This is a genomic window from Cerasicoccus arenae (assembly GCF_014651635.1).
GTDB lineage: Bacteria > Verrucomicrobiota > Verrucomicrobiia > Opitutales > Cerasicoccaceae > Cerasicoccus > Cerasicoccus arenae.
Window position 1 is genome coordinate 116,861 of sequence record NZ_BMXG01000001.1, and the last position, 26,088, is coordinate 142,948.

General features: G+C 53.4%; 22 protein-coding genes. 11 read left to right on the forward strand and 11 right to left on the reverse strand.

Annotated elements, in window-relative coordinates; all coding sequences use genetic code 11:
• Positions 1–86: 86 nt before the first annotated feature.
• The gene (locus IE065_RS00550) at positions 87–1,874 is read left to right on the forward strand and encodes an assimilatory sulfite reductase (NADPH) flavoprotein subunit (protein WP_189510708.1); all 1,788 of its coding nucleotides are present in this window, start codon (positions 87–89) and stop codon (positions 1,872–1,874) included.
• Positions 1,875–1,985: 111 nt separating this feature from the next.
• Here the strand turns inward: IE065_RS00550 and IE065_RS00555 are convergent, their stop codons facing one another.
• The 3 genes from IE065_RS00555 to IE065_RS00565 all read right to left on the reverse strand — a co-directional run bounded on the left by IE065_RS00555 (position 1,986) and on the right by IE065_RS00565 (position 5,767).
• The gene (locus IE065_RS00555; protein ID WP_189510711.1) at positions 1,986–2,222 is read right to left on the reverse strand and encodes a FitA-like ribbon-helix-helix domain-containing protein; all 237 of its coding nucleotides are present in this window, start codon (positions 2,220–2,222) and stop codon (positions 1,986–1,988) included.
• Between the two features lie 66 nt (positions 2,223–2,288).
• Complete coding sequence (locus tag IE065_RS00560; protein ID WP_189510714.1) at positions 2,289–5,438, reverse strand: SUMF1/EgtB/PvdO family nonheme iron enzyme; 3,150 nt, start codon at positions 5,436–5,438, stop codon at positions 2,289–2,291.
• A gap of 26 nt (positions 5,439–5,464) precedes the next feature.
• Positions 5,465–5,767: an FmdB family zinc ribbon protein gene (locus IE065_RS00565; protein WP_189510718.1), complete on the reverse strand. Its 303-nt coding sequence runs from the start codon at positions 5,765–5,767 to the stop codon at positions 5,465–5,467.
• A gap of 133 nt (positions 5,768–5,900) precedes the next feature.
• Here IE065_RS00565 and IE065_RS00570 point away from each other — a divergent pair, with 133 nt between their 5' ends.
• Positions 5,901–8,942 (forward strand): ATP-binding protein, encoded by a 3,042-nt coding sequence (locus tag IE065_RS00570; protein WP_189510721.1) that lies wholly within the window; start codon positions 5,901–5,903, stop codon positions 8,940–8,942.
• A 209-nt stretch (positions 8,943–9,151) separates the two neighbouring features.
• Here IE065_RS00570 and IE065_RS00575 read toward each other — a convergent pair whose 3' ends face one another.
• A complete protein-coding gene (locus IE065_RS00575; RefSeq protein ID WP_189510724.1) occupies positions 9,152–10,393 on the reverse strand; it encodes an ankyrin repeat domain-containing protein in 1,242 nt (413 codons plus the stop codon).
• Between the two features lie 327 nt (positions 10,394–10,720).
• On the opposite strand from IE065_RS00575, the gene IE065_RS00580 reads away from it, so the two are divergent.
• From IE065_RS00580 to IE065_RS00615, 8 genes are all read left to right on the forward strand, one after another.
• Entirely contained in the window at positions 10,721–11,710 is a 990-nt protein-coding gene (locus IE065_RS00580) for an adenosine deaminase family protein (protein ID WP_189510727.1), read from the forward strand.
• Positions 11,711–11,814: 104 nt separating this feature from the next.
• Positions 11,815–13,530 (forward strand): peptide ABC transporter substrate-binding protein, encoded by a 1,716-nt coding sequence (locus tag IE065_RS00585; protein ID WP_200163148.1) that lies wholly within the window; start codon positions 11,815–11,817, stop codon positions 13,528–13,530.
• 235 nt (positions 13,531–13,765) lie between these two features.
• Complete coding sequence (locus IE065_RS00590) at positions 13,766–13,921, forward strand: hypothetical protein (protein WP_189510730.1); 156 nt, start codon at positions 13,766–13,768, stop codon at positions 13,919–13,921.
• A gap of 42 nt (positions 13,922–13,963) precedes the next feature.
• Positions 13,964–14,620, forward strand: coding sequence for a hypothetical protein (locus tag IE065_RS00595; protein WP_189510733.1), 657 nt, complete (start codon positions 13,964–13,966; stop codon positions 14,618–14,620).
• A 5-nt stretch (positions 14,621–14,625) separates the two neighbouring features.
• Positions 14,626–15,075, forward strand: coding sequence for a hypothetical protein (locus IE065_RS00600; protein WP_189510736.1), 450 nt, complete (start codon positions 14,626–14,628; stop codon positions 15,073–15,075).
• Between the two features lie 87 nt (positions 15,076–15,162).
• Positions 15,163–16,434: a serine hydroxymethyltransferase gene (locus tag IE065_RS00605; protein ID WP_189510739.1), complete on the forward strand. Its 1,272-nt coding sequence runs from the start codon at positions 15,163–15,165 to the stop codon at positions 16,432–16,434.
• A 160-nt stretch (positions 16,435–16,594) separates the two neighbouring features.
• Entirely contained in the window at positions 16,595–17,281 is a 687-nt protein-coding gene (locus IE065_RS00610) for a type II secretion system protein (protein WP_189510742.1), read from the forward strand.
• A gap of 187 nt (positions 17,282–17,468) precedes the next feature.
• Positions 17,469–19,142, forward strand: a complete 1,674-nt coding sequence (locus IE065_RS00615) for a putative manganese-dependent inorganic diphosphatase (protein ID WP_189510745.1) — start codon at positions 17,469–17,471, stop codon at positions 19,140–19,142.
• Positions 19,143–19,209: 67 nt separating this feature from the next.
• Here the strand turns inward: IE065_RS00615 and IE065_RS00620 are convergent, their stop codons facing one another.
• Together IE065_RS00620 and IE065_RS00625 are read right to left on the reverse strand one after the other, a co-directional pair.
• A complete protein-coding gene (locus IE065_RS00620) occupies positions 19,210–19,374 on the reverse strand; it encodes a hypothetical protein (protein WP_189510748.1) in 165 nt (54 codons plus the stop codon).
• A gap of 239 nt (positions 19,375–19,613) precedes the next feature.
• Positions 19,614–20,303, reverse strand: a complete 690-nt coding sequence (locus tag IE065_RS00625; protein ID WP_189510751.1) for a YggS family pyridoxal phosphate-dependent enzyme — start codon at positions 20,301–20,303, stop codon at positions 19,614–19,616.
• A 72-nt stretch (positions 20,304–20,375) separates the two neighbouring features.
• Here IE065_RS00625 and IE065_RS00630 point away from each other — a divergent pair, with 72 nt between their 5' ends.
• Positions 20,376–21,278 carry a LysR family transcriptional regulator gene (locus IE065_RS00630; protein WP_189510754.1) on the forward strand — a complete coding sequence of 301 codons (903 nt, stop codon included), beginning with the start codon at positions 20,376–20,378 and terminating at the stop codon, positions 21,276–21,278.
• Positions 21,279–21,287: 9 nt separating this feature from the next.
• On the opposite strand, the gene IE065_RS00635 is transcribed toward IE065_RS00630, so the two are convergent.
• From IE065_RS00635 to IE065_RS00655, 5 genes are all read right to left on the reverse strand, one after another.
• Positions 21,288–21,734, reverse strand: coding sequence for a phage holin family protein (locus IE065_RS00635; protein ID WP_189510757.1), 447 nt, complete (start codon positions 21,732–21,734; stop codon positions 21,288–21,290).
• Positions 21,734–22,294 (reverse strand): hypothetical protein, encoded by a 561-nt coding sequence (locus IE065_RS00640; RefSeq protein WP_189510759.1) that lies wholly within the window; start codon positions 22,292–22,294, stop codon positions 21,734–21,736. The genes IE065_RS00635 and IE065_RS00640 overlap by 1 nt, the downstream gene beginning before the upstream one ends.
• 196 nt (positions 22,295–22,490) lie before the next feature.
• Positions 22,491–23,849, reverse strand: coding sequence for a replication-associated recombination protein A (locus IE065_RS00645; protein WP_189510761.1), 1,359 nt, complete (start codon positions 23,847–23,849; stop codon positions 22,491–22,493).
• A 73-nt stretch (positions 23,850–23,922) separates the two neighbouring features.
• A complete protein-coding gene (locus IE065_RS00650; protein ID WP_189510765.1) occupies positions 23,923–25,383 on the reverse strand; it encodes an ATP-binding protein in 1,461 nt (486 codons plus the stop codon).
• A complete protein-coding gene (locus IE065_RS00655; RefSeq protein ID WP_189510769.1) occupies positions 25,343–26,011 on the reverse strand; it encodes a response regulator transcription factor in 669 nt (222 codons plus the stop codon). The genes IE065_RS00650 and IE065_RS00655 overlap by 41 nt, the downstream gene beginning before the upstream one ends.
• Positions 26,012–26,088: the final 77 nt, after the last annotated feature.

Here is a 26,088-nt window from a genome sequence, read left to right on the forward strand (position 1 = left end):
CTCTTGCTAAGTAGCGACGCTTATTCCATCGAAGTAAGACTTGATCCCGGCCTCAGTAGGCTCATTAATACTCTGTTTTCGCGATCATGATAATTCCGTCCCACGCACCCTTCAGCGAACCGCAACGCAATACGCTTAACCAAATCCTGCCGACCCTTAGCGATCAGCAGACAACTTGGCTGAGTGGTTTCTTGGCGGGCGCTCAGTCGTCGGCCAGTGGGCCATCCGCCGCAGCCGCCGCGCCAGCAGCGCCATCCAGCATTCCGCTGACCATCCTTTATGGCACCGAAAGCGGCAACTGCGAAGAACTCGCCGCCCAAGCGAAAAAGGCCGCCGCTGCAAAGGGATTTGCCGCAAAGACGCTCGACATGGGTGACATTAAGGCCGCCGATCTAGCCAAGGTGAAAAACCTGTTGGTCATCGTGAGCACCTGGGGCGATGGTGAGCCGCCTGACCGTGCCGTTATTTTCTACGAACAAATCATGGGCGACCAAGCCCCCAAGCTCGACCAAACACATTTCTCCGTCCTCGCTCTCGGCGACACCTCTTACGAAAAGTTCTGCCAAATCGGCAAAGACTTCGACGCCCGCCTGGAAGCTCTCGGTGCCAAACGTTTCCACCCGCGCACTGACTGCGACCTGGACTACGAAGGCCCGTTCAAGAAGTGGCTCGATGGTGCCTTGCAAAACCTCGGATCGCTCGCCGCACCAGTCGCTCCTGTCGTGAGCAATGGCTCTGCGCCCTCCGCACCCGCGATTGAATACGGCAAGAAAAACCACTTCCCTTCCGAGCTCAAAGAACGCGTGCTACTCAATGGCCGTGGCTCGATCAAGGAAACCATCCACTTGGAACTTTCCCTCGCTGGCAGCGGCTTGACCTACGATGCTGGCGACGCGCTGGCGGTTGTTCCCTCCAACTGCCCGGAAGATATCACCGCGGTGATTGAAGCCGGTCGCTTTAAGGCCGATGACATCGTGCCTGCGCCCGATGGCAGTGATGGCCCTCTCAATGAAGTCCTTGCCCAATACTACGACATCACTGGGCTGACGAAGAACATCGTCAAAAAATACAACGAACTCGCCAAGAGCGACGTGCTCACCGCCATGCTCGGTGACAAGGAAAAGCTCCAAAGTTACCTGTGGGGCCGCCAAGTTTGTGACCTTCTCACAGACTACCCGATCGGCCTGCCCGCCAAGGAATTTGTCAATTTACTGCGTAAGATGCCGCCACGTCTTTACTCGATTGCTTCTAGCATGAAGGCACACCCCGATGAGGTTCACCTGACCGTGGCTGCCGTCCGCTACGATGCGCATGGGCGCGCCCGTAAGGGTGTCGCCTCGACCTACTTGGCTGACCGCGTGGCCATCGGCGAAACGATCCCCGTTTATACGCACCACAACAAGAACTTCAAGTTGCCCGCCAACAGCGATACGCCGATCATCATGATTGGGCCTGGCACCGGCATTGCGCCGTTCCGCTCATTCATCGAAGACCGCGCTGCTGATGGTGCCAAGGGCAAGAACTGGCTCTTCTTCGGCGACCAGCGTTTCTCCTACGACTTCCTTTACCAACTTGAGTGGCAGGACTACCTGAAGGACGGCTTGCTGACCAAGCTCAACACGGCCTTCTCCCGCGACCAACCGCAAAAGATCTACGTGCAACAACGCATGATCGAGGAAGGCAAAGGGATCTATGACTGGCTACAGGATGGCGCGCATTTCTATGTGTGTGGCGACGCCTCGCGCATGGCCCATGACGTCAACGAAGCCCTCATCACGATCTACCAGACCCACGGCGGCCAATCTCGCGAAGACGCCGAAGCGACCGTGAAGCAGCTCCAGAAAGACAAACGCTACCAGCGCGACGTTTATTGAGGCTAAGAATCCTCTAAAGGCGTACACCAGTTTCGATAATTCCCCACCGCATATTGCGCGGAGTGCTGTGCTACGCGGCAGTTCGCTTATGCTGGGTAAATGGTCAATGTGCTAGCAGCGCCCATCCTCAATCATAGACTTGAGGACATCAGGGCGCAGAATGCCATGAGCACCTTGACGAAGGCGGCGCGCACGGTCACGAAATCGCTCTGGTCGTTCCTCTTGGGCCAGACCGGCGTTGAGACAATAGAAGATTTCCGTCTCGAGCGAACGATGTTGGCGGCGGGCGCGGAACTTTAATCGACGCATCAATTCCGGTGGGATATCTACACCTGTGGGGTCAAGCATAAGCAAAACTTACCCAAGTGATTAGGAAAAAGCAAATCCAGGCGAGCTTTTCCCCGCTTATTGATTCTACTCAGGGATAATGCGGGCCAACACAAGGCGAAAGCCGGAACTGCCGCTACGCGACTGCTCACTTAAGCCTTCGCTACGAGAAGCCGCACGGGCGCGGATGGCAAAATCTTCCCAGCCACCACCACGAGTGGGCCGGCGGGTATTATCTTCCAGACGCACCCAATCCGCCACTGCATCTCCTGGTAAACGCGCATTGTAATTATCGTAGCACCACTCGCGCACATTCCCGTGCACATCGTAGAGGCCCCAAGCGTTCGGAGGGTAACTGCCAACTGGCTTGGATCCGTAATGGTCAGTGCCATCCAGCTCACTAGACTCGAAATCTCGCGGATACTTGCCTTGAAAATTGCCATTGGCAGCGGTCGCGGTAGCTCCCCAGTTGAAAGGCGTATTCGTGCCCGCGCGGGCCGCGTATTCCCACTCTGCCTCAGTAGGCAGACGGTATTCATAGCCAGCCGGGATGCGACCCGCCGCTTGCTCACGCTCATTAAGCTTGCTGCAAAAAGCCATTGCCTCGCGCCAGCTAACGTAATCCACTGGCCGGGTCTTACCCGCCTGACGAGAAGGATTAAAGCCGATCAATTCCTCATACTGGGTCTGGTTAACTTCATGAGCACCAATCCAGTAACCTTGCGTCAGCCGCACTTGGGTAATCGGCCCCTCCTCGGGTAGGCGGGAAGGCTCGGTGAGAGGGCTCCCCATAGTGAATGAGCCTGGAGACACCCAGACCAACGGCATTTTCAGGAACGGCACGTCGTAGTCTTTACCCGTTTCCGCGCTCGGAATACGCGTGAGTTCGGGTGCCCAAGTGAGCTTTTCATTGGGTTTGGGCGTGAAGGCCTTACTCATCTCGAAGAAATTCTCATTACTGATCGTCAAGGTCTGCTTGACATCCGGTTTGAGCGGCGCGCGCATCTCATCAAGTTTCACCTTTTGTCCGTTCAGCTCGATCGTCCATTGCTCACCGGCTGGCTGAGGGGACAGCGTCAGGATGGCGGGCTTGGGTGCCAGATCATAAATGACCTTCATTCGGACTTGGTTCTCCAGCGTAAACGTCTTAGTTTCATTGAGATAATCCGGGTGCTCCACAGTCATAGTAATCTCACCCTCATTGATGTCTGAAATACGAAACTGCCCAGCGACGATGTTACTGCTGTTCGCCGAAAATGTCTCATCGCCAAGCTTTGCGTTAACGCTTTTTCCGCTGATGGTCACAGCCTTCAACTGCTCAGGTGTCGCCTCCTGCCCACCAAGCTTAATGACTGGGGCAATTTCCCCCGAGAGCGGCGTGAGCACGCCAAAATCCAGAACATCACGAGTATCCGGCTTCACCGTCACAGCCAAAATCGATTCGCGATAACCCTCCAGTTTCAAGGTCAGCAGGAATTCCTCGTTGACGGGCAAATCCTGCAGCGTGGCATTGGTCATCCCAATTTTACGATCCTCGTAATAGATTTCCGCCCCACTGGGATCGGACTTTACGCGCAATACGCCCAGAATCGGGTCCAGCGGAATATCGAAGCGATTATCCTCGCTGGGAGACAGCTCAAAAGGTCCGGACTTCGTAACGAGGTAACCGTCTTTTTTTGCAGTAATCGTGTATTCACCGGCAGGAATCTTGCCCTCCAAGGCCAACACGCCATCGGCGTTTGTTTCACCCAATTCAATGATTTCGCCGTCCGAATCTTTCGCAGTCAGCTTAGTCTCAGCCAAACTGGTGAAGCTAACATTTGTAAAGGCCGGCTTAAGGCGCACACTGATGCTTTGCGGCTCCTGTTCGATCTGAATCAAGCGCGAGGTAGTAGTAAAGCCGGGCGACGAAAACTCCAACCGATAAGAGCCTGGCAGGATATTCAGGCCCAGCTTACCATCACGAACGATGTAATTGAGGTCCGTGGAGCTGATCTTCATGCTGGAGCTTTCTGGGAAAATCGAAATGGATAAGCGAGGCACCTGCCCCTCAGGCGTTCGTATCGCCGTCATGCCATCCATTGATTCATCACCAATCATTGAATTGAGCATTGAAAAAACGAGGAACCCAACGCCCAGACAGACGATGCCGAGCACCGCAAGTCGAAAGGCCCGAGCCGATTTTTCCCCACGCGCCTTAACCTGTTTGGGCACTGGGATGAATTCCAGATGGTGGAAGATGGTCTTGGTCTCCGACGTGCCAATGCTCGACCTAGCTGAACTGCTGCGCAATGGCCGAATTTTATCGAACTCGTCAAAGTCGGCCTTCGCCTTAGCCACAGTCTGGTAGCGCTTCTCAGGCTCGCGGTCGAGGCAGTTGGCAATAAACACGTCCCATTTCTCATCGAGCCCGTGCACCATTTCGCTCGGCGGCGTGTAGTCAGCGGTTGGCTTGCGACCAGTGAGTAACCAGTAAGCGGTAATGCCCAGCGCATACACATCGGAGCGGGCATCAGAGGGTTTTCCTTGGCGTGCTTCCGGCGATAAGATGTCCACCGAATTAATACGGATGGCGCGGCCACCCAAGGCAATTGGGGGAATGCCCGCCGACACGATTTCCTCAAACCGCTCTTGTCCGATCAAAGTCAACAGCCCAAAGCCTGCAACTTTGACCACGCCATCCTTGGTCCGTAGAATATTGGTCGGATTGAGGTTAAAATGCTGGATTTTGTTCTGGTGAAGGTAGGTCAGGCCCTCAAGCACCTGCGACAGGATCGGAGTAACCTGATCAGCCGGGAGGCCCATTGGCATATCGGATACGAGCTCACGAGGCTCGTCATTTTCCGTACGACGCTCCTTGAGCTGCTTGTTGACGTAGCTCTGAAGGTAGTCCGCCAAGTTCTCCCCATCAAAAGGGTCACCCAAAAATGTAAAGCGGTCTTTGACCTCACTCGCCTCGCTAAACGAGAATACATTCTCATGTTCCAAGCCACATAGCTTTGGGGCCACTTGAGCAAAACGCTGCTTAAAATCAGGTGTCGCCTTGATAATCGGTGGCATGACAAAGACTGTCTGCTCTTGTTTGGCACGTGGTTTACGAACACCATATAGGCTGCCCAGCAGGTCATAAGACACGCAACGCAACACCTGATAGTCGCCAAATTTTTCACCCGGCGTCAGGACTTCGTAAGCGCGCCCAGGAGGTGCCGAAACAGATGGAGGTAGTTGATCACTCATAGCAGCAGGTAGAGATCGAGACAAAATTACGGGTTGATCACATCAGGCGCACGCTTGTCTGTACCAGCAGTCCGGTGATATTGGCCTGTTAGTTTATCGCGCTCATATTTGGTGAATCCAGCCCGCTCGACGTTTTTGGTTTCAAGCTTTTTCTGGGTGCCCTTGGGCGTGTAACGGGTGGCAAGGTTGGGGGCCTGATAAACACGGCGCACGGGCTCCCCTGTACGCGGATGTTTTGTCAGCGCTGAGTCACTCATAGGCTGCTCAATCTCAAAGCAATCGCCCTCACTGCCATCAGGATTGATCACCTGGTATACATAAATCGGCATGGATCATCTATTTCGCGGATTCTCTCGACTGGGGCAAGTCGTAATAACGGCCTTCCAATGATTGCTTAACGAAAAAACAAGCTCGTTACGCACTTAGCTTGTAATTTTTGACTACAGAATAATACTAAGGCGGATGGATTCAGCTAAGGCAGCGCTAAAGGCTCCCGCCACGGTACCCGATAACCGGGCCGAGGCAAATGCCAGATGGTGGATAATCATCTTGCGCCACTTGGCAGCTGTTTTTTGCTACCTCTTCCTGATGGAACTTGGCACCTGGATGCCAATCAGCGCCGTCAAGGAAAGCAGTGCGTTCCTCCTTTGGCCAGCTACGGGCTTTGCCTTGGCTATCACCATTCGCGGCGGCTGGACGTATCTCGCCACTTTTGGCATAATTGCCCTGGTTTGGAATAGCTATAACATGCCTTTCGGTTGGTTTTTCTCTGCCGAACGCGCGGGTGCTATCGTAATTTCTGTCGGTGCCACGGCCTTCCTCATGCGCCGATTTCTGGAGAACCGTAGTGCGCTGGAGTCCATTAAGGATGTCTTTGTTTTCCTCGCAATTGGCCCCCTACTCTGTGGACTCTTACTCGCCACGCTCACGACCAGCTCATTGTGCCTCCACGTAGAAGAAATTCCGTGGTTTGAATTCTCCCGCTTGCTCACACCTTGGTGGTTGGCTGAAGCCGTGGGGATCCTCGTGCTGGCACCCTTTGCATTGGTCTGGACCGCCCGCACCAAGATAAACTGGCGCAATCGCCAGATATTTGAGGTCGCGATCTGGCTGGTTGTGTTGCTTGGCGTAGCGTTTGCGGTATTCGATAGCTGGGCACCGACGGACACCCTCAAGTATCCGCTTGAGCTGGCAATGTTCCCCATTGTCTTCTGGGGCGGTATTCGCTTTGGCCAACGCGGGGCCACCGCAGGCGTCATCATCATCGCCATCATGGCAGTCTGGGAAATCCTCCAGGTTCTCGGGCCTTCTCAGAAATACATTTCTACTCCCCCAGAGTTCATCTGGGTCTTCGTTGGCATCCTCAGCGCCACAACCTACTTCCTAGCCGCCATCATCACCGAGGTGTTACGTAGTGAAGAAAAAGCCGCCTCCAACGAACAACACCTACAAGCCTTCATTGACGCCCTGCCCGACGCCGCCTTCATCATCTCCAGCGAAGGCCAATACCTCGAAGTGTATGCCTCTCAGCTCGGTGCCTTCAATGAGGTGAACGCTTGGAAGGGCGACCACGTGTCAGACCGTTGGCCCATTGAGCTGGCTCAGGACTTTCAGAACGCCATTCGCAATGCCTTGGACTCGGGCCAAGCCCAGAGCATTGAATATCCGCGCTACGATCAAGGCCAAGAATACTGGTTCGAAGGTCGAGTCGCTCCCATGAAAGAACTCACCGAGGCCACCGACCGCGTCATCTGGGTGGCCTATGAAATCACCGAACGTAAAAAAGCGCAGGAAGCACTGGAGCTACGCGACCGTATTCTCCAAGGCGTTGCTGAGGCCACCAATGCCCTACTTGCCAGCAAAGAACTCAATGAAGGTGTTGGCAAAGCCCTGTATTCCATCGGCCGTTACGCCCAAGTGGAATCCATTCGCCTGATCGCCAGTAACCCTGCCCATGAGCAACGTAAGTCCAACGAACGCATCCCTTGGCGCTGGTCCAATGCCCCCTTTAGTCAGATTAAGCGCACCAACGAACCAAGCCTCAACTGGGATGAATTGCCCGAGAACTGGACCAACCGGGTCGCCAATGGAGAGGTCGTCCAATGCTCCATTGAACAGGCAGACGGGATCAGCGAACTCATGGAAAAACGCGGCGCACGCTCCATCCTTCTGACACCTATTTACGTGGAGGGGCAATTCTGGGGCGCACTGGAGCTGTGTGATCACAGCCCACGCCTCTGGGACGAAAGCGAAATCGCCTCCCTAAGAGTCGCCGCTGGCAGCCTTGGCAGCTTCATACAGAGCCGTCGGGGAGAGGAAGCCCTCCGCTACGCCAAAGAAGCTGCCGACCGCGCCAATATGGCCAAGGGCGAATTCCTCGCCATGATGAGCCACGAAATCCGCACCCCGATGAACGCCGTCCTCGGCTACACCGACCTCCTCGCCGAAACTCATGTTGATGACCAACAGCGCGAATGGCTAGGCATCGTCAACCGTAGCGGCAAGGCTCTCCTGGAGCTGATTAACAACATCCTCGATTACTCCAAAATTGAGTCCCGCGGCGTCGAGCTGGAATACCTCGCATTCGACCTTGAGCAGACGATTATGGAGGCCCTTGAGCTCATCCTCGTGAAAGCCAACCAGAAGGGTGTCAAAATCAAGTATGAGATGGCTGGTGAGCCAGCCGGCAGATTTATTGGCGACGCCCACCGGCTTCGTCAAATTCTGCTCAACCTCGTCAACAACGCCGTTAAATTCACGGAAAAGGGCAACGTCGATGTCCTCGCTGTCATTCAGTCGACAACTGAGGCCGGGCGCTGCCGCATCGATGTCCACGTGAAGGACACCGGAGTCGGTATTCCAGCGGAAAAACTCGTCAATTTGTTCCAGCCTTTCAGCCAAGCGGATTCCTCCACCACACGGCGCTTCGGCGGCACGGGTCTGGGGCTAGTTATCAGTAAGCGCCTCGTAGAAAAGATGGGCGGCGATATCGTCGTAGAGAGCGTCAATGGCCAAGGCTCTACCTTCTCCTTCCACATCTTCCTCAACCGCGCACCACAGGAGGAGGCCGAACAAACAAGCCTGCCCATTGACAATAGCGTGCCCCTAGCTGAACTCGCGCCCCTCCGCATTCTCGCCATCGAGGACGAACCAGTGAACCAGCAGCTGACGCGAGACATTCTCGCTCGCATGGGCTATGTCTGCGACACGGCCACCGATGAATCCGAGGCTGAAAAATTGCTCAATAGCAATGCCTACGACTGCATTCTGATGGACATTCAACTACCCGGCAAAAGCGGCCTCGACATCATCCAAGACATTCGCGCCAACGCCTATGGTGCTACACACGCCCGCGCCTGCATCATCGCCCTCACCGCCAATGCCCTCCCCGGCGACCGCAAGAAATGCCTCGACGCCGGTGCCAGCGACTATATCTCAAAGCCCCTCGTAATCAGCGAATTGAAGGAAGCCCTCATCCGCGCAGCCAATCATCCCAACCCGTAAAAATGCGGCCCGTAAAGCCTTCAATCAATCACTGAAAAACGCCCGACATTCGAGCCCCCCACGCCACAAAAATCAGAAGTTTTTGAATAGGAATGCCTTAAATTAAAAACCGGTTGTGTCAAAAAATTAAACCGATTAGATTGGCCTCTAGCTACCAAATGTAATTTGGAGTTCCCAAGAATAAACTCCGCGGTTAAATCGGGCAAGTTTCAGTATTTAAACGAAAACTCCTCCCCGGCTTGATTAACAACCTTCAACTCGCCTCCGTCTTTATGCACGACGAGTTCCTGATAGGATTCACCATTTACGGACTTCAATGGAGTAATAAAGGAAGCGCCGACGAGCTCCTTGTAGGAAACCGAAGCAACGCCTTCTTCCATCATATACTGCTGCCCGGCACTCCCAACGCGACGCAGATTCTTGATATATGGAGCTTTGGCGTTCCTTAATCTCTGCTTGGCAATCGCCTCATCAATTTTTTCCTGAGACACCGGCCTGATGAAGTAAATGACATCATCACCGCGCCTCAGGGCAACTGAGTCCCCCAACGAACGAACGGTCTTAGACGGCGGCCTTACATGGAGTTCACCTATAACCTTTTCTCCGATTTCGCCGGTATCTGGGTTCTGCCCGAACAAGTCGGCACCATACTTCGTTTCCTTGAGAACAACCCAAACCGGCATTACAGCGCCAATAATAATACCAGTTGCGTCAGCCCGAAACTCTGCACTGGAAATGCCCCACTCCCCCGGCCCTTGCCAATTACCCAGTAACGCAGCATTTGTGATCCGAGGATACTGCTTCCTAAACTCAGAAACCCGCTCCCGATACTCACCCGCCTTATCCAAAAAATCGAGGATCTCGAGTGCTTTCATGTTGTAGGCTAATTGCAAAGTTTTAGCTTCACTTTTGGCCCCTAGCTCAACGAGTCGCTTAGCCATTTCGAGATTATTCCAGAACACAGCTTTGTTTAAGGCTTCAGTTCCGCCTTCCTTAAATGAAGCTCCCTCAGCAAGCAGATAAAGCACTGCCTTTTCATCCCCAGCCTCGATGGCTTGAACCAGCCATTTATCCTTAAACCGATCCCATCGCTTAGGGTAGTATCTCTTCAACGACTGATAAATAAACACTGAGTGCTTTTGAAATGTTTCTGATGGATTCGCACCAACCCAGTAATCATTATCCCCGTCGGATAAAAGTAAGTCTGCAATCTCCAACTGATCATGCCTGAGGGCTGTCGTAAGAAGATTATATTTCCTATACTCACCGCGCTTAATTTGATGTGAATCCTTGAGCGCTTTTATCTCTTCTACCTTCCCCTCGATCACTAGGCTATTCGCCTGCTCAAATGCCTCCTCGAGTTGCTCCCATTCACTTTTTTCAGCATGTAAGTTGCAGAACATGCTAACAAGCGCTATGTAAATATATGTTATTTTTTTATGTCTATTCATGAGATTTAAACGTTAAATATACGCATCCTGCATACTTCCCAGATCGACACAAGCCTTTCCACACCCCAAAGTTTCAACAAAGAAGATCCATCAGACGGCTGACAGAAAAAATACGCGACTTAAATTACACTGAGTTACACAACTGATTACACTTCAATAAACTGCCCCAAAGCCGCCTCACCTCGTTGGCATCCGTGTTTAATTCGCGTTCATCCGCGGCTAAAAAAGACCTGACCATCACTTCTCCTTCATCGGTCGCTTAACCGCTTGGATTTTCCCGCCAACGGCGTTGACCTTTTCGCGGGTGTCCTTAATCAAGTCACCAACATGCCGCGAACGACCGATCCCGAACTGCGCGAATTCATTCGCCGCCTGCCCAAGACCGAAACGCACCTGCACATCGAAGGCGGGCTGCCGCTCAACCTCCTGCGCGAAGTTCGGCCCGACGAACCCGAGCCTGAATCTTGGGCCCACGATTTTAAATACCGTGACTTCGCCCACTTCGAGCAGCAGCTGCTCACTTGGGGCTTCGCCTTCTACACCTCGCCCGAGCAGTATTACCGCTCTGCGCGCCAGCAGTTCGAGCAGCACTTGGCCCTCGGCGTGCGTTATGTTGAGTGCAGCTTCGCCAGCGGCGTTTCCGAGTTTGGCGGAATCAACGCCAAGGAGATTTTTCAAGCCATCAAAGAGGCCGCGCCCGCCGGTCTGGAAGTCCGTGTGTTCATGGGCATTCACCACAGTGGTTGTGGCGAAAAAATGCGCCATGTGATCGAGGATTCGCTCACCTGGGATGGCTTTGCGGGCGTCGATTTGCATGGGCCGGAAGACCTGCCCATAGAGCCGTGGACCGCTGAAATCTGGGCCGCCGCCCGTGCTGTTGGCAAATACACCAAGGCACACGCTGGTGAGTTTCTAGGCGCGGATTTCGTCCGCCGCATCCTTGAAGAAACGGGTGCCCAACGCATCCAGCACGGCATTCGCTCAGTGGAAGATCCTGCCCTCGTTCGCCTCCTTGCGATCAGTGGCATCACGCTCGACGTCTGCCCAATCAGCAACGCCAAGCTCGTGCCCGGTGTCACATTGGAAAACCACCCGATCCGCGAACTCGTCGACGCAGGCGTCAAGGTCACGGTCAATACCGACGACCCCATCAGCTTTGGCAACAACTTGATTGATGACTACGAAGCCCTCTTTCACGCCCGTGGCTTCACTCGCGCCGAGCTCAAGCAGCTCGCCCGCAACGGACTGGAAGTCGCACTCGTTGACGAGTCCACTCGCGCCAGCTGGCTCGCCGAGCTCGACGCCATCAGCGTCTAGCAGACAACATCAGCAGTGCTCCCGCTCTGCACCCGACACACACCTGTCCATTAAATGGTAGCGCAGGCGCGTCCCCGCGCTACCATTTAGACCAATAGAGCAGGATGATCTCATGCCTCTCGGAAATTTTCCGTCACTACAGAAATGACCTGACAAAGCCTTCGTTGCGTGGGACTCTGCTCGCGATGGCCATCCGATTTTCCAGCGTCTTATTTGCCCTACTTGCTCTCTGCCTGAGCGGATGCGGGCAGCGTGAGACGCCAGTCGAGCGCGCCAACCAAGACCGTATCCTACTACGCGCAAATGGAACCGAACCTGCCGCGCTGGACCCGCATCTAGTCACAGGTGTGATGGAACACAACATCCTGACCTCACTCCTTGAGGGGCTCATCCGGCCGGACCCGAAGACGCTCGCGCCGTTGCCCGGCGTCGCCGAGGCCTGGGACATCAGCAGCGATAGGCGCGTTTACACCTTTCATCTTCGGCCGGAGGCCCGCTGGTCTAACGGTGATCCCGTTACGGCCAAGGATTTTATATTTTCATACGAACGCATTCTCTCGCCCAAACTGGCAGCGGAATACGCGTCAATGCTTTACCCAATGGTCGGTGCCGAGGCTTTTAATACCGGCGAATTGACAGACTTTTCCCAAGTCGGCGTCAAAGCGCTGGACGAGCATACGCTGGAGATCACGCTCAAAGAGCCGACGCCGTATTTTCTCTCCCTGCTGACGCATTACACGTGGTTTCCTGTCCATCCCCCCACCATCCTCAAGCACGGAGAAATCGATCAGCGGGAATCACGTTGGACGCGCCCCGGTAACTTCGTAGGCAACGGCCCCTTCACTCTCGAAGAGTGGCGCGTGCATGACTACATCGACGTGAAGAAAAACCCGCTTTACTGGGATCGCGACAGCATCTGGCTCAACGGCGTCCGCTTCCTGCCCATCGACAATCGCAACACCGAGGAGCGCGCTTTTCGCTCAGGACAGGTCCACGTGACCTATGCTATGCCAGTTCATAAAATCGAGCCCTACAAGGAATCAGGCTCTGAGGCGCTGCTCATCTCGCCGTATCTGGGCACATATTATTACGCAATCAACGTTAACCGCCCCCCCCTAGACGATGTTCGCATCCGCCAAGCGCTCTCGCTAGCAATTGATCGTGAGACGATCACGCGGAACATCACCAAAGCTGGCCAGATTCCCGCCCCCTACTTTACCCCGCCCGATACCGCAGGCTACACCGCAGAGTGCCCCATGAGCTTGGACATGGAGCAAAACATCGCTGAGGCCCAACGCCTCATGGCCGAGGCTGGTTATCCCAATGGTGAGGGTATGCGAGATATCGAATTGCTCTACAACACTTCGGACAGCCACAAGCCCATCGCCGAAGCCATCCAACGCATGTGGCAAGAACATCTCGGCATCAACGCCACCTTGCTTAATAAAGACTGGAAAACCTACTTGATTGCCCGCCGTGAGGGGGACTTCGATATCGTCCGGGCAGGTTGGATCGGAGACTACAATGACCCCAGCACCTTCCTCGATCTCCTCACTAGCTGGTCTGGCAACAACGCCTCCAAATGGTCCACCCCCGACTACGACACGCTCATCCGCGAAGCCGCCAAGACCACCGACCAAACTGCCCGCTATGAACTCTTCCAACAGGCCGAAGCCATTCTCATGGAAGAAATGCCCCTGATTCCAATTTACTTTTACGTCAGCGCCTATCTGGTCGATTCCTCCGTTCAGGGCTGGTATCCAAACATCCTCGACCAACACCCATACCAAGGCATCCGCTTGGAAACCGCTACTGACTAACCATCAGCGATATATTCGACCTCGTTCTCTTCTTTGGCCAAGGCAAAGATGACATTGTCCATACCACCGAGCTCACAAAATCACAAGGCGAGTTCAATAACGGCTTCGATGTTGACGCCTACATACAAAACAAACCGACGCGCTGGAGCAATTTGGCCGGGAATTTCATCGTCAAGCAGTCCGCGAACTCATCCATGTGTCCTGCCACAAGGCCCGCATTTTCCCATTCTGCCAGATGACCAAACTCGGCCAGTTGCACCCTTGTGCAGCGGAATTGAGCGGCGATCTCGCTCATGATGGCTACCGCATTTCCATTCTCGAAAACCACTACGATCAGGGCAAATACACCGACAAACACGAGCTTGTCATCCACTGCGGCGACAGCGCCTGATTTCTCATTGCTGTTTGTCGGAAAGGCGGAAAAATGGTCCTCATGAAAAACGCCGTCATTTTTCTGTCAGTTGCCTTACTCGCGGCCGTCATCGCCCTGGTCATCATCTTCACCCAACCGGATAAAGAGCCCCCCCCCCCCCCCCCCCCGCTCACCCAACCAACCACTCAGGAAATCGAGGCTGCGCGTATCAAAGCCGAGAATGAGGCAGAACAAGCTCGAGAAGCCGTCCGCATGGCCGAACTGGCCACCGCCCGCGCTGAGGCTGAACGCGAGGCCCGCGTAAAAGAACTCAACGGCCGATTGGCTCGCGAAGCCGAGGCCCGTATAGCCGCTGAGGAAGCCGCCGTGGTCATGCGTCAAAAACTCGCCCTGATCGAAGACCAAAAACGCAAGTTGGAAGCCGAGGAGGCCGCTTTGGCCAAACGCACTGCCGATCTGAATGAAGACACTGAGCAGACCAAGGCCCTCATTGCCGAGATGGAGCAGCGACAGTCCGAGGTGCGCAAGCGCCAAGCTGAGATGCAGATGCTCGCCGAAAAAGCCGAGGCGCTGGAAGCCCAATCTGCATCCATTGCCCGTCGCCAAGCCGAAATTGAAGAGACGATTCAGGCCGAAGGCGGCATTATTACCATCCCCAACTATCGAATCTGGTCGCCGAACTACCGTCCTTCGCGTACAGCCGAAGAAAAGCTATAGCAACCATGGCCGATACACCGCCAGCACTGCCCGGCAGCCAAGATGAGGATTACCTGAAAAGCCTCTCTCTCGCCTACTATATTGTTGGCGGTATACTCGCATTCTTTTCACTCATGCCCATCATGCATATGGTCATGGGCCTGCTCATTTTAACTGGCGGGCTGGAGCAAATGACCAATGATATGGCCAACGCAAATCCGCCGTTTCCCTTTCCTCCCAAGCTGTTCGGGTGGTTATTCTTCTTTGGCGGTACCTTTTTCGTTATATTCGGTGAGGCGGTCGCGATCAGCATTATTTGCGCCGGACGCTTCATCAAGCAGCGCCGGAACTATACCTTCACCTTTGTGATCGCGTGTATTGCCTGCGTATTTTTCCCCATTGGCACAGCGCTAGGCATTTTCACCATCATCTTGCTGACTCGCCCCAACGTAAAGTCACTCTACGGCAAAAGCTGATCCAGTCCCTCCTCACGTGAAACTGCGCAATAAACCCGCTTTTTCCTTGGCGAATTGGCGCAAATTCCATCCAATCACCGCCACATCATGATCACTTCCGAAACATCCGCCCTCGACGCCACGCCGCTCGCGCAACTTGATCCCGAGATCTTTGCCGCAATGGAGCAGGAACGCGCGCGTCAGCAAAGCCACATCGAGCTCATTGCCTCGGAAAACTTTACCTTGCCTGCCGTCATAGAGGCCGCTGGCAGCGTGTTGACGAATAAATACGCCGAGGGCTACCCGGGTAAGCGTTATTACGGCGGGTGCGAATTCGTCGACATCGTAGAGCAGGTCGCAATCGACCGCGCCAAAGCACTCTTCGGAGCCGACCACGCCAACGTGCAGCCACACTCCGGCAGCCAAGCAAACTTCGCCGTCTATGCCGCCACACTCAAGCCCGGTGACAAAATTTTGACGATGAACTTGTCGGACGGTGGTCACTTGACGCACGGTAATCCGGCTAATTTCAGCGGTAAACTATACGAAGTCGTTCACTATTATGTGAGCCCAGAAGACGGTCGCATTGACTACGATAACTTGGCCGAACAGGCAGAAAAAGAGCGCCCAAAGATGATTACCGTAGGTGCCTCGGCCTACCCGCGCGTCATCGACTTTGAGCGCATGGGCGAAATCGCCCGCAGCGTCGGTGCCTTATTGCTGGCAGACATTGCGCACATCGCAGGCCTCGTTGCGACCGGAGAGCACCCCTCCCCTGTCCCACACGCAGACTTCGTTACTACGACGACGCATAAGACCCTTCGCGGCCCTCGTGGCGGACTGATTTTGTGCAAAGAAAAATTCGCCAAGGCGATCAACAGCGCAGTGTTCCCAGGCGGCCAAGGTGGCCCATTGATGCACATTATCGCAGCGAAAGCTGTTTGCTTCCAAGAGGCAGCCAAACCATCGTTCAAGGCCTACGCGCAACAGGTCAAAGCAAACGCCGCTGCCATGGCTAAAGCCTTAATGGCAAAAGGGTATAAACTTTCCAGCGATGGCACCGATAATCATCTTGTGCTCGTTGATCTGCGCCCCAGCCACCCAAACCTCACTGGTAAAGTTGCCCAGATCGCTCTTGACCAAGCCAACATCACCACCAATCGTAACACCGTCCCAGGCGAGACCCGTAGCCCGTTCCAAACCAGCGGCTTACGACTCGGCTCCCCCGCCGCAACTTCGCGCGGAATGAAGGAACCTGAGATGATTCGTATTGTCGAAGCTATTGACTTGGTGCTTAACGACCCAGAAAACCCTGATAAAATAGCCCAGGCAAAGGCCATTGCCATTGAATTAACCGATAGATTTCCACTCCCTTACTGACAATAATACCTTTGGAAGCTTGTAAATATCGCCCTTCGCGCAAAAAATTTCCTTTTCAGCCGAAACAAAGTGATATTCATAAGTAACCTGAATATAAAGATAATAACAGCACAGGTGTAATCACCCGTGTTCTACCAATCCCAAACCCGACTCCCGGAATATGACACTATCTCGTAAAACCAGAAGCCGCAAAGGCTTTACCCTCGTCGAATTGCTGACGGTCATCGCGATCATTGGCATTCTCGCCGCGCTGATTATCCCAGCTGTCGGCAAAGTGCAGGAATCCGCCAAGAAGTCCGCTGCTGCCAGCAACGGACGTCAGATCGGCCTTGCTTACAACACCTTCGCAAACAGCGGTGGTAAAACCCGAAACATCACATCTGGTGGTACCGGTGACAGCGCACTGAATGCTGGCGATGCCGGCGATTATGCCTTTATCCTCGCTAAATACGGCGGCTTAAATGACGCCTCCATTTGGTACATCGATAGTGATGATGAACTCGCTGATGCCATTATTCCCAAGACAGTAATGGATGCTACAGAAGAGTCTCATCAGTTGGTCGGACCTGTCAGTTGGGATGTTATTGCCAATCTGACTAAAAATGCCCCCACCAGTACTACGCCACTTGCCGCAACACGCGGAACTGATGGTACAAATAGCACATGGGACGAAACATCCCCTTGGAAGGGCGATGGCGGTCATATTATTTTCTTGGATGGCCATGTCGCGTGGTATGACGACTTAGATCTCGATCCGCTATTGAAGTATAATAGCAGTGAGGAAGCGAATAATCTTCAAGAAGCGGTCAACGATAATGCCGTCGTCCTTAAAGGAAAAGACATCTAGGACATTACGAAGTTGTTAGCACCTAATCTTTCAAAAGGCCGGATATATATCCGGCCTTTTTTATATCCAGCGAGCAGATGACAGATAACGACCAAATTCCGCCACTTTCTTCCACATATTGCTTTCGTTCTCGTCTTTTACATTTGGGACAGTATCTTGCTTAAGGTTTATCGATTACCCATTTTCCATGACACCGACCTACATTATCGGCCATAAAAATCCGGACGCAGACGCCATTTGCTCAGCCATCGCCTACGCCGCCTATAAGGGCGCAATCGGAGAGAAAGGTTTTATCGCTGCACGCTGTGGTAACTCCAATGCCCGCATCGACGCGATTCTCAGGCGTTTTGATCTACCATTGCCTTTATTCATGGGAGATGTGACTCCTCGCGTCCATGATATCATGCGCCGCGATATTCATCGTATCGGGCGCAAGGCAACCTGTGCGGAAGCCTTGGAAATCATCGACGAGCACGATATTCGTGCCCTACCAGTTGTCGAAGAAAACGGGCAATTGGCTGGTCAGGTCTCAATTTTTTCGCTTGGTGAATTCTTTATTCCCAAGCCCAACGATCCGCGCAAAATGCGCCATGTCCTCACCAGTATCGGGCACATTATCCGATCGTTGAAGGCGGAAGTGCTTAACGTGGTGGACCCGGAGCTGACGCAAGACCTCTACGTCCGCGTTGGCGCAATGGACATTCGTTCATTTGGTGCCTTCACCGAAACCGAGGGCATTACGCTCAAGGAAAGTGTGGTCGTCGTGGGCGACCGCTACGACATCCAGCAAAAGGCGATCCAGGGCGGTGCCCGCCTACTCGTGATCACGGGCGGATTGGACGTGGAAGATGAAGTAGTGGAGTTTGCGCGTGATCGAGGGGTGTCGTTGATTATCAGCGCGGCCGATTCAGCGACAACGTCCTGGATCATTCGGACCGCCACCTTGCTCGAACCCATGATCAACTGCGATGTGCCCACCTTTGGCTCAGACGAAAAGGTCATGTCGGTGAAGCGAAAAATCGCCACCCAAAGCGCTCCAATCTTTTGTGTCGTCGATGAGAACAAAAAGCTCATTGGGCTCTTTTCCAAGGCAGACCTGCTCAAGCCCGTCCCTACCCGCCTTGTGCTCGTGGATCACAACGAACTCGGTCAGGCGGTGAACGGAGCTGGGGAGGTGAACATTGTTGAAATCATTGACCACCATCGTCTTGCGAATCCAGCGACTGCCCAGCCCATCTTTTTCCGCAACGAAATCATCGGATCAACCAGCAGCATCATTGCCAGCCTCTACCAAAGCGCAGGCATCCAGCCGACACCAGCAATCGCGGGCATCATGATGGCCGGCCTCATCTCAGACACGCTTAACCTCCAGAGCCCAACGTCCACCCAGAAAGACGCCGACCTCCTACCATGGCTGGCCAGCATTGCGGGCGTCACGATTGAGGAAATTGCGGACTTGGTCTTCAATTCCGGCTCAATCATTCTGACCTCTAGCGCAGATCGCGTCATAGAAACCGATTGCAAGCAATACGACCAGGGCAGCATTCGATACTCCGTGTCTCAAATTGAAGAACTGGGTTACGAGAATTTCTGGAAACATAGCGGAGCGATTGAGAGCGCCCTAGACACTTACCGGGAAAGCAACCAACTTGATTTCTCCTGCCTCCTCGTTACCGACATTAATCAACAGAATTCACTGCTTCTGACTTCAGGCGACAGCGATATTAATAATAGTATTTCGTTCAGCCACGTGGATAATCACAGCAATATTTTCGATATGCCGAGTATTGTATCCCGCAAAAAACAGTTGATTCCATACATTAGCAACCTGCTCGACAGTATGGGCGTGGAAGCTCTTTAAGTTGCACCGCTTGCATTTAAACCACAATTTTAGCCGCATGAACCTGACTAATGATGAGGAAACATCTCTACGTTCCATCGTCCACGACATGAACGGACAACTGTTCCTCATCCGAGGCCATTGTGAAATTGCAAAACGTTGTGATGAGGCCATCCAGCTCGAAAAGAGCATGTCTCAGATCCAATGCGGCACCAACGAGCTGGAGCGATTGGTCCATGAATTGCGGACTCATTTAGGTTTCCCTAAAATATGAGGGACGTTTTTGATGGTTTCCGGGCTTAATCATGCGCATAATGCTCCGATCAATGGTTTAACGCATTCATGAAACTCTTCACTCATCGTCGCCCCCAAACCTTTAGTCAATCTCCGACCATAAGCTTCTCCAGAGCCGAAAATTCGGACGATACAGCTGTTCGATACGCAGCGGAGAAGCTTCTCGATACCGCGCTGGCAGACATTTGGCTCGCCAATTCAACCGTCTCCAAAAAAAGCGCTTCCAATACGCAACATCGTACTCCCTGAGGCGACAGCAGCTTCGAGATCTCCGCTCATGCCCATGGAAAGTTCGGGCAAAGACACCCCAAACTGAGCTGCTAATTCATCACGTAAATCGCGCATTCGAGCAAAGCATCGCTGCGCGACAGCTGGCTGATCGGACAATGGCGCAATCGTCATCAGGCCATCGATCTGGATATGGGCTAAGCCCAAGGCAACCTCTAATAACGCAGGCGTCGCCGCACACTTCAGACCGAACTTCGCTGGATCATCCCCCGCATTAACCTGAAGTAGGATAGATAATCGGCGGCCATGCTCAGCAGCGGCTGCATCAAGCCGGCGTAGAAGTTTTTCGCTGTCCACGGACTGCACCCGGTCAAAGCGCTCTGCCACCACCTTGGCCTTATTCGATTGCAGATGGCCAATCAGTTCCCAGCGACAGGTGGTCTGGCCAGCGGACATTTTGTCCAATGCCTCCTGCACACGATTCTCACCCACTGCAGCATAGCCTGCCCGCTCCGCGTAGGCAATGGCGTCAAAAGGATGGTTTTTAGTCACCGGCAATACACGCACTTCTGCTGGCTCACGTCCAGCTTGGGCACAGGCTTCCAGAACCCTCGCCTGCACGCGTTCATGGTTTTCCCAAAATGTTTCAAATGTAATCACAGACAAGTTTCGATTAGTATTACTGTTTTTTAGATTGCATTTCAATAAGGTTTAGTGATATTAGATTCTATTATGCACATTGAAAACCTGAAGATTTTTTCCGATCTCGTTGAAAGCCAGAGTTTTTCCAAGGCCGCTAAGTTGAATGGCATTACCCAGTCTGCCGTTAGTCAACAACTACGCGCCATGGAAAAACATTTCAATGCGCTAATCGTGGATCGCAGTCAAAAGCAATTCCACCTCACCCGTGAAGGTGCCAAGCTATATGAATCCTCCAAAGAACTGCTCCATCTCTACGAAAAGTTGATGAGTGAGCTGCAGGAGATGAAGAAAGTCATCAGCGGCACAATCCATATTTCGACTATTTATTCAATCGGCCTACATGAGCTCCCCCCCTACGTGAAGGAATTTTTGCAAGAGTTCCCCGATGTCAATGTCCGCGTGGAATACCGCCGTGCCAACATGGTCTATGAAGACATCCTCCACAACGCCGTGGACTTTGGCCTCGTTGCTTATCCCGTCAAGATGCGCCAACTCGAAACCATTCCATTCCAAGAGGATCAACTCGTCGTGATTTGCGCCCCTGAAAACCCATTAGCCAGTCAAAAGTCTGTCGAACTCAAGGACTTGGAAAAATACAAATTCATCGGCTTCGATCAGGACATCCCCACCCGTAAAGCTACCGATCAAATCTTCCGCGATAACAAAATCGACATCGATCCTGTCATGGAGTTTGACAACATTGAGACCGTAAAACGCGCGGTCGAAATTGATGCTGGCATCGCCATTGTCCCCTCCACTACCGTACTTCAGGAGGTCAAACAAGGCCTGCTCGCATCCGTACAAGTACGAGGTAAAAAGATTTCCCGGCCACTCGCCATCGTCCACCGCAAAGGACGCGTCCTCACTCCTGCAATGAAGAAATTTGTCAAGCTGCTCACGACCAAAGACCTCATCCACAAGGACAAGGAATAACAACGGCCATTAGACGTCGATCACATCGTCGTTGCGCGTTTTTTTCTTCACTGGGCGGCCACCATTTTGCTGCACGCGAACCCGGACTCGAGAACTGCCAAATAGCACGTTTGCCATAAAGGAAGTGAAGCTGACCACCAACGCGCCCCATAGTGCGGCCCAAAAGCTCACCACCTCAAAGCCCGGCACCAGACTTCCCGCCAACCAGAATAGCAGCGCATTAATCACCACCACGCCCAGACCAAGCGTCAAGATCACGAAAGGCAACGTCAGCAGAAGAAGAAGTGGGCGCAGAAATACATTCAGCACACTGATCAGCAGAACGCCAAGTATAAGCGACAGATCGGTTTCGAAGCGAATGCCTTCGCTCGTCCAAGCGGCTAGCAGCACCCCCAACGCAATCAGCACCCAAGACCGTAGCCAGCCGATCCAGTTATCCGGTTTGGCTTCGCTCATCAGCTCTTGGTCGCCTCGTCTTTAACTGGTTCCTCGGCCGCAGCTTCCACCTCTACAGGGACACTGACAGGCTCAGTTTTGGACTTATCGTAAAATTCTCCGCCCAACTGATTGATCATGTGCATGCCGATGTATTCCTTTTCTTCGTAGGGCTCCTTATAGTATTCTGTAGGCGTCACCATTTTCTTCAGGAAAACCCGCACCTGATAGCGGTAAGGCGGTGAAATAACACGATTAGACGTCAACATCATGCCATCTTTTTTCAGCACAATCGTCAGGTCAGCATTAGATTTCTTGATGAAATTGCTATAGTGCACGATCACATCTTCCAAAGGCGGCTTGATCAACAACTTGTCCGCATCTAAGAAATACATTTGAAAGTTGTTGTTCACGATGCGCAGATTGGCCTCGGCAGCACCCCATTTCGCCTCATCTATAGGCATATAAACGCCCAGCTCGGGTTCTAGCTTTTGGCCCTCCTCCACTTGGGCGCGCAGTGCGGAGCCGGAGAAAAGGACCATCAGCGCAAAAGCGAATCGAAGGCTAGTTACAAATTTCATGCTAAGCATGGTATCAGCCTTGAGACCATTGCTCAAGAGACAAGTTCCCAGTCGGGTCAATCACCTAGATCGCCTATGGTGGTCAGATTAAAGTCGGAAGATTAAAGGTTAAAGTTACTCGGTGAACGCTTTATGGGTTGTATGTGGCATGATGATTACGCCAGTTGAAATCCGTTAAGTGCTTCCACTTTAGCCTTTAATCTTCCGATTTTAACCTGATCTCAGCCTTCATCGCGCGCCAACGCGCCAAACGCTCGCCGATCGCTGCCTCCGCACCCGCAGTCTTGGGCTGGTAGAGCGGCAATGGCTCGACCATATATTCCTGGCCCGAAACTGCTTCTGGAAACTCATGGCTATAGCGATAGCCTGCGCCCTGCCCAAGTTGCTTGTTCAGCTTGGTATGGGCGTCACGTAGCCACATTGGCACCGCCTGCAATGGGCCTTCTTTAATGGATCTCTTGGCATTCCCGAGCGCCACGGTCGTAGAATTGCTCTTGGGCGCAGTCGCAAGAAAAACCGTTACGTGGGCCAGCGTCAGCTCACACTCGGGTAGACCAATGAAATCGCAGGCCTGAAACGCTGCTACCGCTAAGGGCAGCGCACGCGAATCCGCTAAACCAACATCTTCACTGGCCAAAATGACCAAACGCCGCGCAATGAAGCGCGGGTCCTCCCCCCCCGCCAACATTTTGGCCAGCCAGTAAAGCGCCGCATCGGGGTCCCCCCCCCGCATGCTTTTGATGAAAGCTGAAATCGTATCGTAGTGCTCATCCTCATTGTTATCATAGCGAATCTGCCGTTCACGGGCAAAAACACTGAGGTCCTCTGTCGTTACCTCGCTACCCATCGGACGGCTGAGCACCAGCGTCTCTAGCGCATTCAGCGCCCGACGCGTGTCACCATCGCAAAGTCGTGCGAGTCCCTGCAAAATCTCATCCGTCGCCGTGCAATGGGTTTTGCCCAAGCCCCGTTCAACGTCCTCCAACGCCCGGCGCAACACGATAACCACTCCTTCCTCCGGCAAAGGCTCCAATCGAAACAAATGGCTGCGCGAGAGCAGCGGTGGGATCACATAAAAGCCCGGATTATGCGTCGTCGCACCAATCAGCCGAACATGCCCAGCCTCCACATCGGGAAGCAGCAGATCTTGCTGTGATTTATTGAAACGATGGATCTCATCGATGAACAATATCGTGCGTTTGTCGGGCTGATAGCGTGCCAACCGCAGTACATCGCGCAGCTCCGCCACATTGGATAGCACTGCGTTAAGCCGTACGCAGTGACTGCCTGTCTCCTCGGCGATCACCTCGGCCATGGTCGTCTTCCCACAACCCGGTGGGCCATAAAAAAGCAAGCTCCCGAATGAGTCTGCCCGAATCAAGCGCGGCAACAGGCTATCCCCCCCCAACAGGTGCTCTTGGCCAATTACTTCCGTTAAGTTTCGCGGACGCATCCGCACTGCCAATGGTCGATGCGCGCCTTTGGCCGACGCCTCGCCCGAAGCCGCTGTTGGCGACGGTGTCTGGAATAGTGAAGGCTGTTCGGAGCTTGCCATAAAGTTAACGGCACTTTGCCGCGTCTTCGGGAATCTGGCAACTATTCGCTTCGAGTTTCCCTTCCCCCCGTTATTACTGCTTACGCCCCAAGCTGTCCGTAGAAAGTATCTGCTGACAGGCCATTCTCAAGCGAAAGGCCACTACGTCGCCATCATTTCGACAAAGTGCCAAATCTGCCTGATGCGCCTCAGCGATTTCACGCGCCAAGCTAAGGCCTAATCCGCTGCCACCTGAGTTCGCCCGGGCGGCATCGGCACGGTAAAAACGATCAAACAAACGCGCTGCCTGATCCGCAGGTATTGGGGACGCGGTATTGGCAATTGTTAGCTCCATTTGCTCACCACTGAAGCTCAGGGTGACGCGCATCCAGCCGTCACGGCAGTTGTATCGAATTGCATTCACCAAGAGATTCTGTGCAAGCAGACGCAAGAGATCGAAGTCGCCCAGAACAATCACACCAGGAGCGATATGAGCCTCGAATTCCAACTCGGGATTGATCAACGGGATGTCTTCCCACAGGTCCTCAATGAGCGCAGATAAATCGACCTTCTTACGCGTAATAGGCATCTGCCCAGTATCGTATTGAGCCAATAGGAGAAGCTTCTGAGCCATCGATTTGAGGCGCATAATTTCCTCCAGCATGCTTTCACAGAAACGAAGGTCTGTGGATGACGCATCCTCGGAACGCAGATGCGCTTCGACTTCGCTTTGCATCACAGTGAGCGGTGTATTGAGTTCATGCGCGGCATCAGCGCTAAATCGTGAGGCCTGATGAAATTGTTTTTCGAGACGATCTAGCATCCGATTATGATTCCGGATTAATTCGCGAATTTCCGATGTCACGCCAGCCTCATCCAGGCGACGATCCAGACCGTCCGCATCGATCTCGCGCATTCTCTGGGCCAGCGCCTTAACGGGTCGTAATGTTCGGCGCCCAATTTCCCAGCCCCCCGCCCCCGCAGTCAGTAATGCAATCGGGAGTAAAAACAGAAATGCACGGTCGAGTTTGGCCATCGCAATTCGCACGCCGTACTGTCGCCGAGCCCACACGAACATAATACCATTTTGCTGTGTCGCCGCGCAGCGCCAAACGTGTGAATCGGCTGAAAAATCAAAGTAGCGGAAACCTGAAAAATCGGCTTTAGATTCGTTCTGAATCTCTTCCCAAACCAAAGCGGGGTTGATATGCAACGGTAAGCGACGCTGTAGCAGCAACTCGCCATCTTCGCCATAGACTAAAAACGTAATTGGCACGTCAAACGGCGGCATCTGCGGAAGTCGCGCCTCACTTATTTGATAAGGGTCAGCGCTCAGGAAGTCGCGGATCGGCATGTAGCCCTCGGCCCTTGCAGCAAGTTGCTGGTCGAGACTATCGGTCAGCAGCTCTCGCATCATAAAGCGCAAGGTCAGCGCCAACCCTGCCACAATTAGCAAGATGAGCAACGCACTGAACAAAGCCACCCGAGCACGAAATGACTGCAACCAACGCATCTCAAGCCGCCAAACGATATCCCACGCCCCGAACTGTTTCAATACAGGGGGGGGCACCTTCGTCCATCAGTTTACGTCGCAACCGCTTGATGTAGACATCAACCAAGTTTGTGCCGGGGTCAAAATGGTACTGCCAGACGTGCTCTAGGATTTGCGGGCGTGTATAAACACGTCCCGGAGATCGCATGAAAAATTCGAGCATATTAAACTCGCGTGCGGTCAACTCGATCAGGTTCTCGCTCCAACGGACTTCACGGGTGGCGAGGTTGAGTGTCAGATCCCCATATTGGCGCAAATTCAGGTGCTCCCCCGTAGTCCGGCGGCTCACTGCCAAAAGGCGCGCAGCGAGTTCTTCCATATAAAAAGGCTTCACCAAATAATCATCCGCGCCCAAACGTAGACCTTCCACACGATCATCCAACTGACCACGGGCAGTAACAAGAACCACCGGCATATTCAGCCCTTCTCGACGTAAACAACGCAGCACGTCCAAGCCATCTTGCTCGGGCAACATGATGTCTAGCACCACAGCATCGTAGCTCTGTTCACGCGCCCACAGAAGACCTTGTTTACCGGTTTTGGCGGTGTCCACGACATGGCCTTCAGCTTCCAGTCCTTTACGAATGAACTCCGCGATCTTTCGTTCGTCTTCTACAGCAAGTATTTTCACAATGGCGTAAACCTCGAAACTTCTTGAAAGTTGCACTCATTGACCATATTCGAAAACCGCTTAGCCCAATTTCTAAG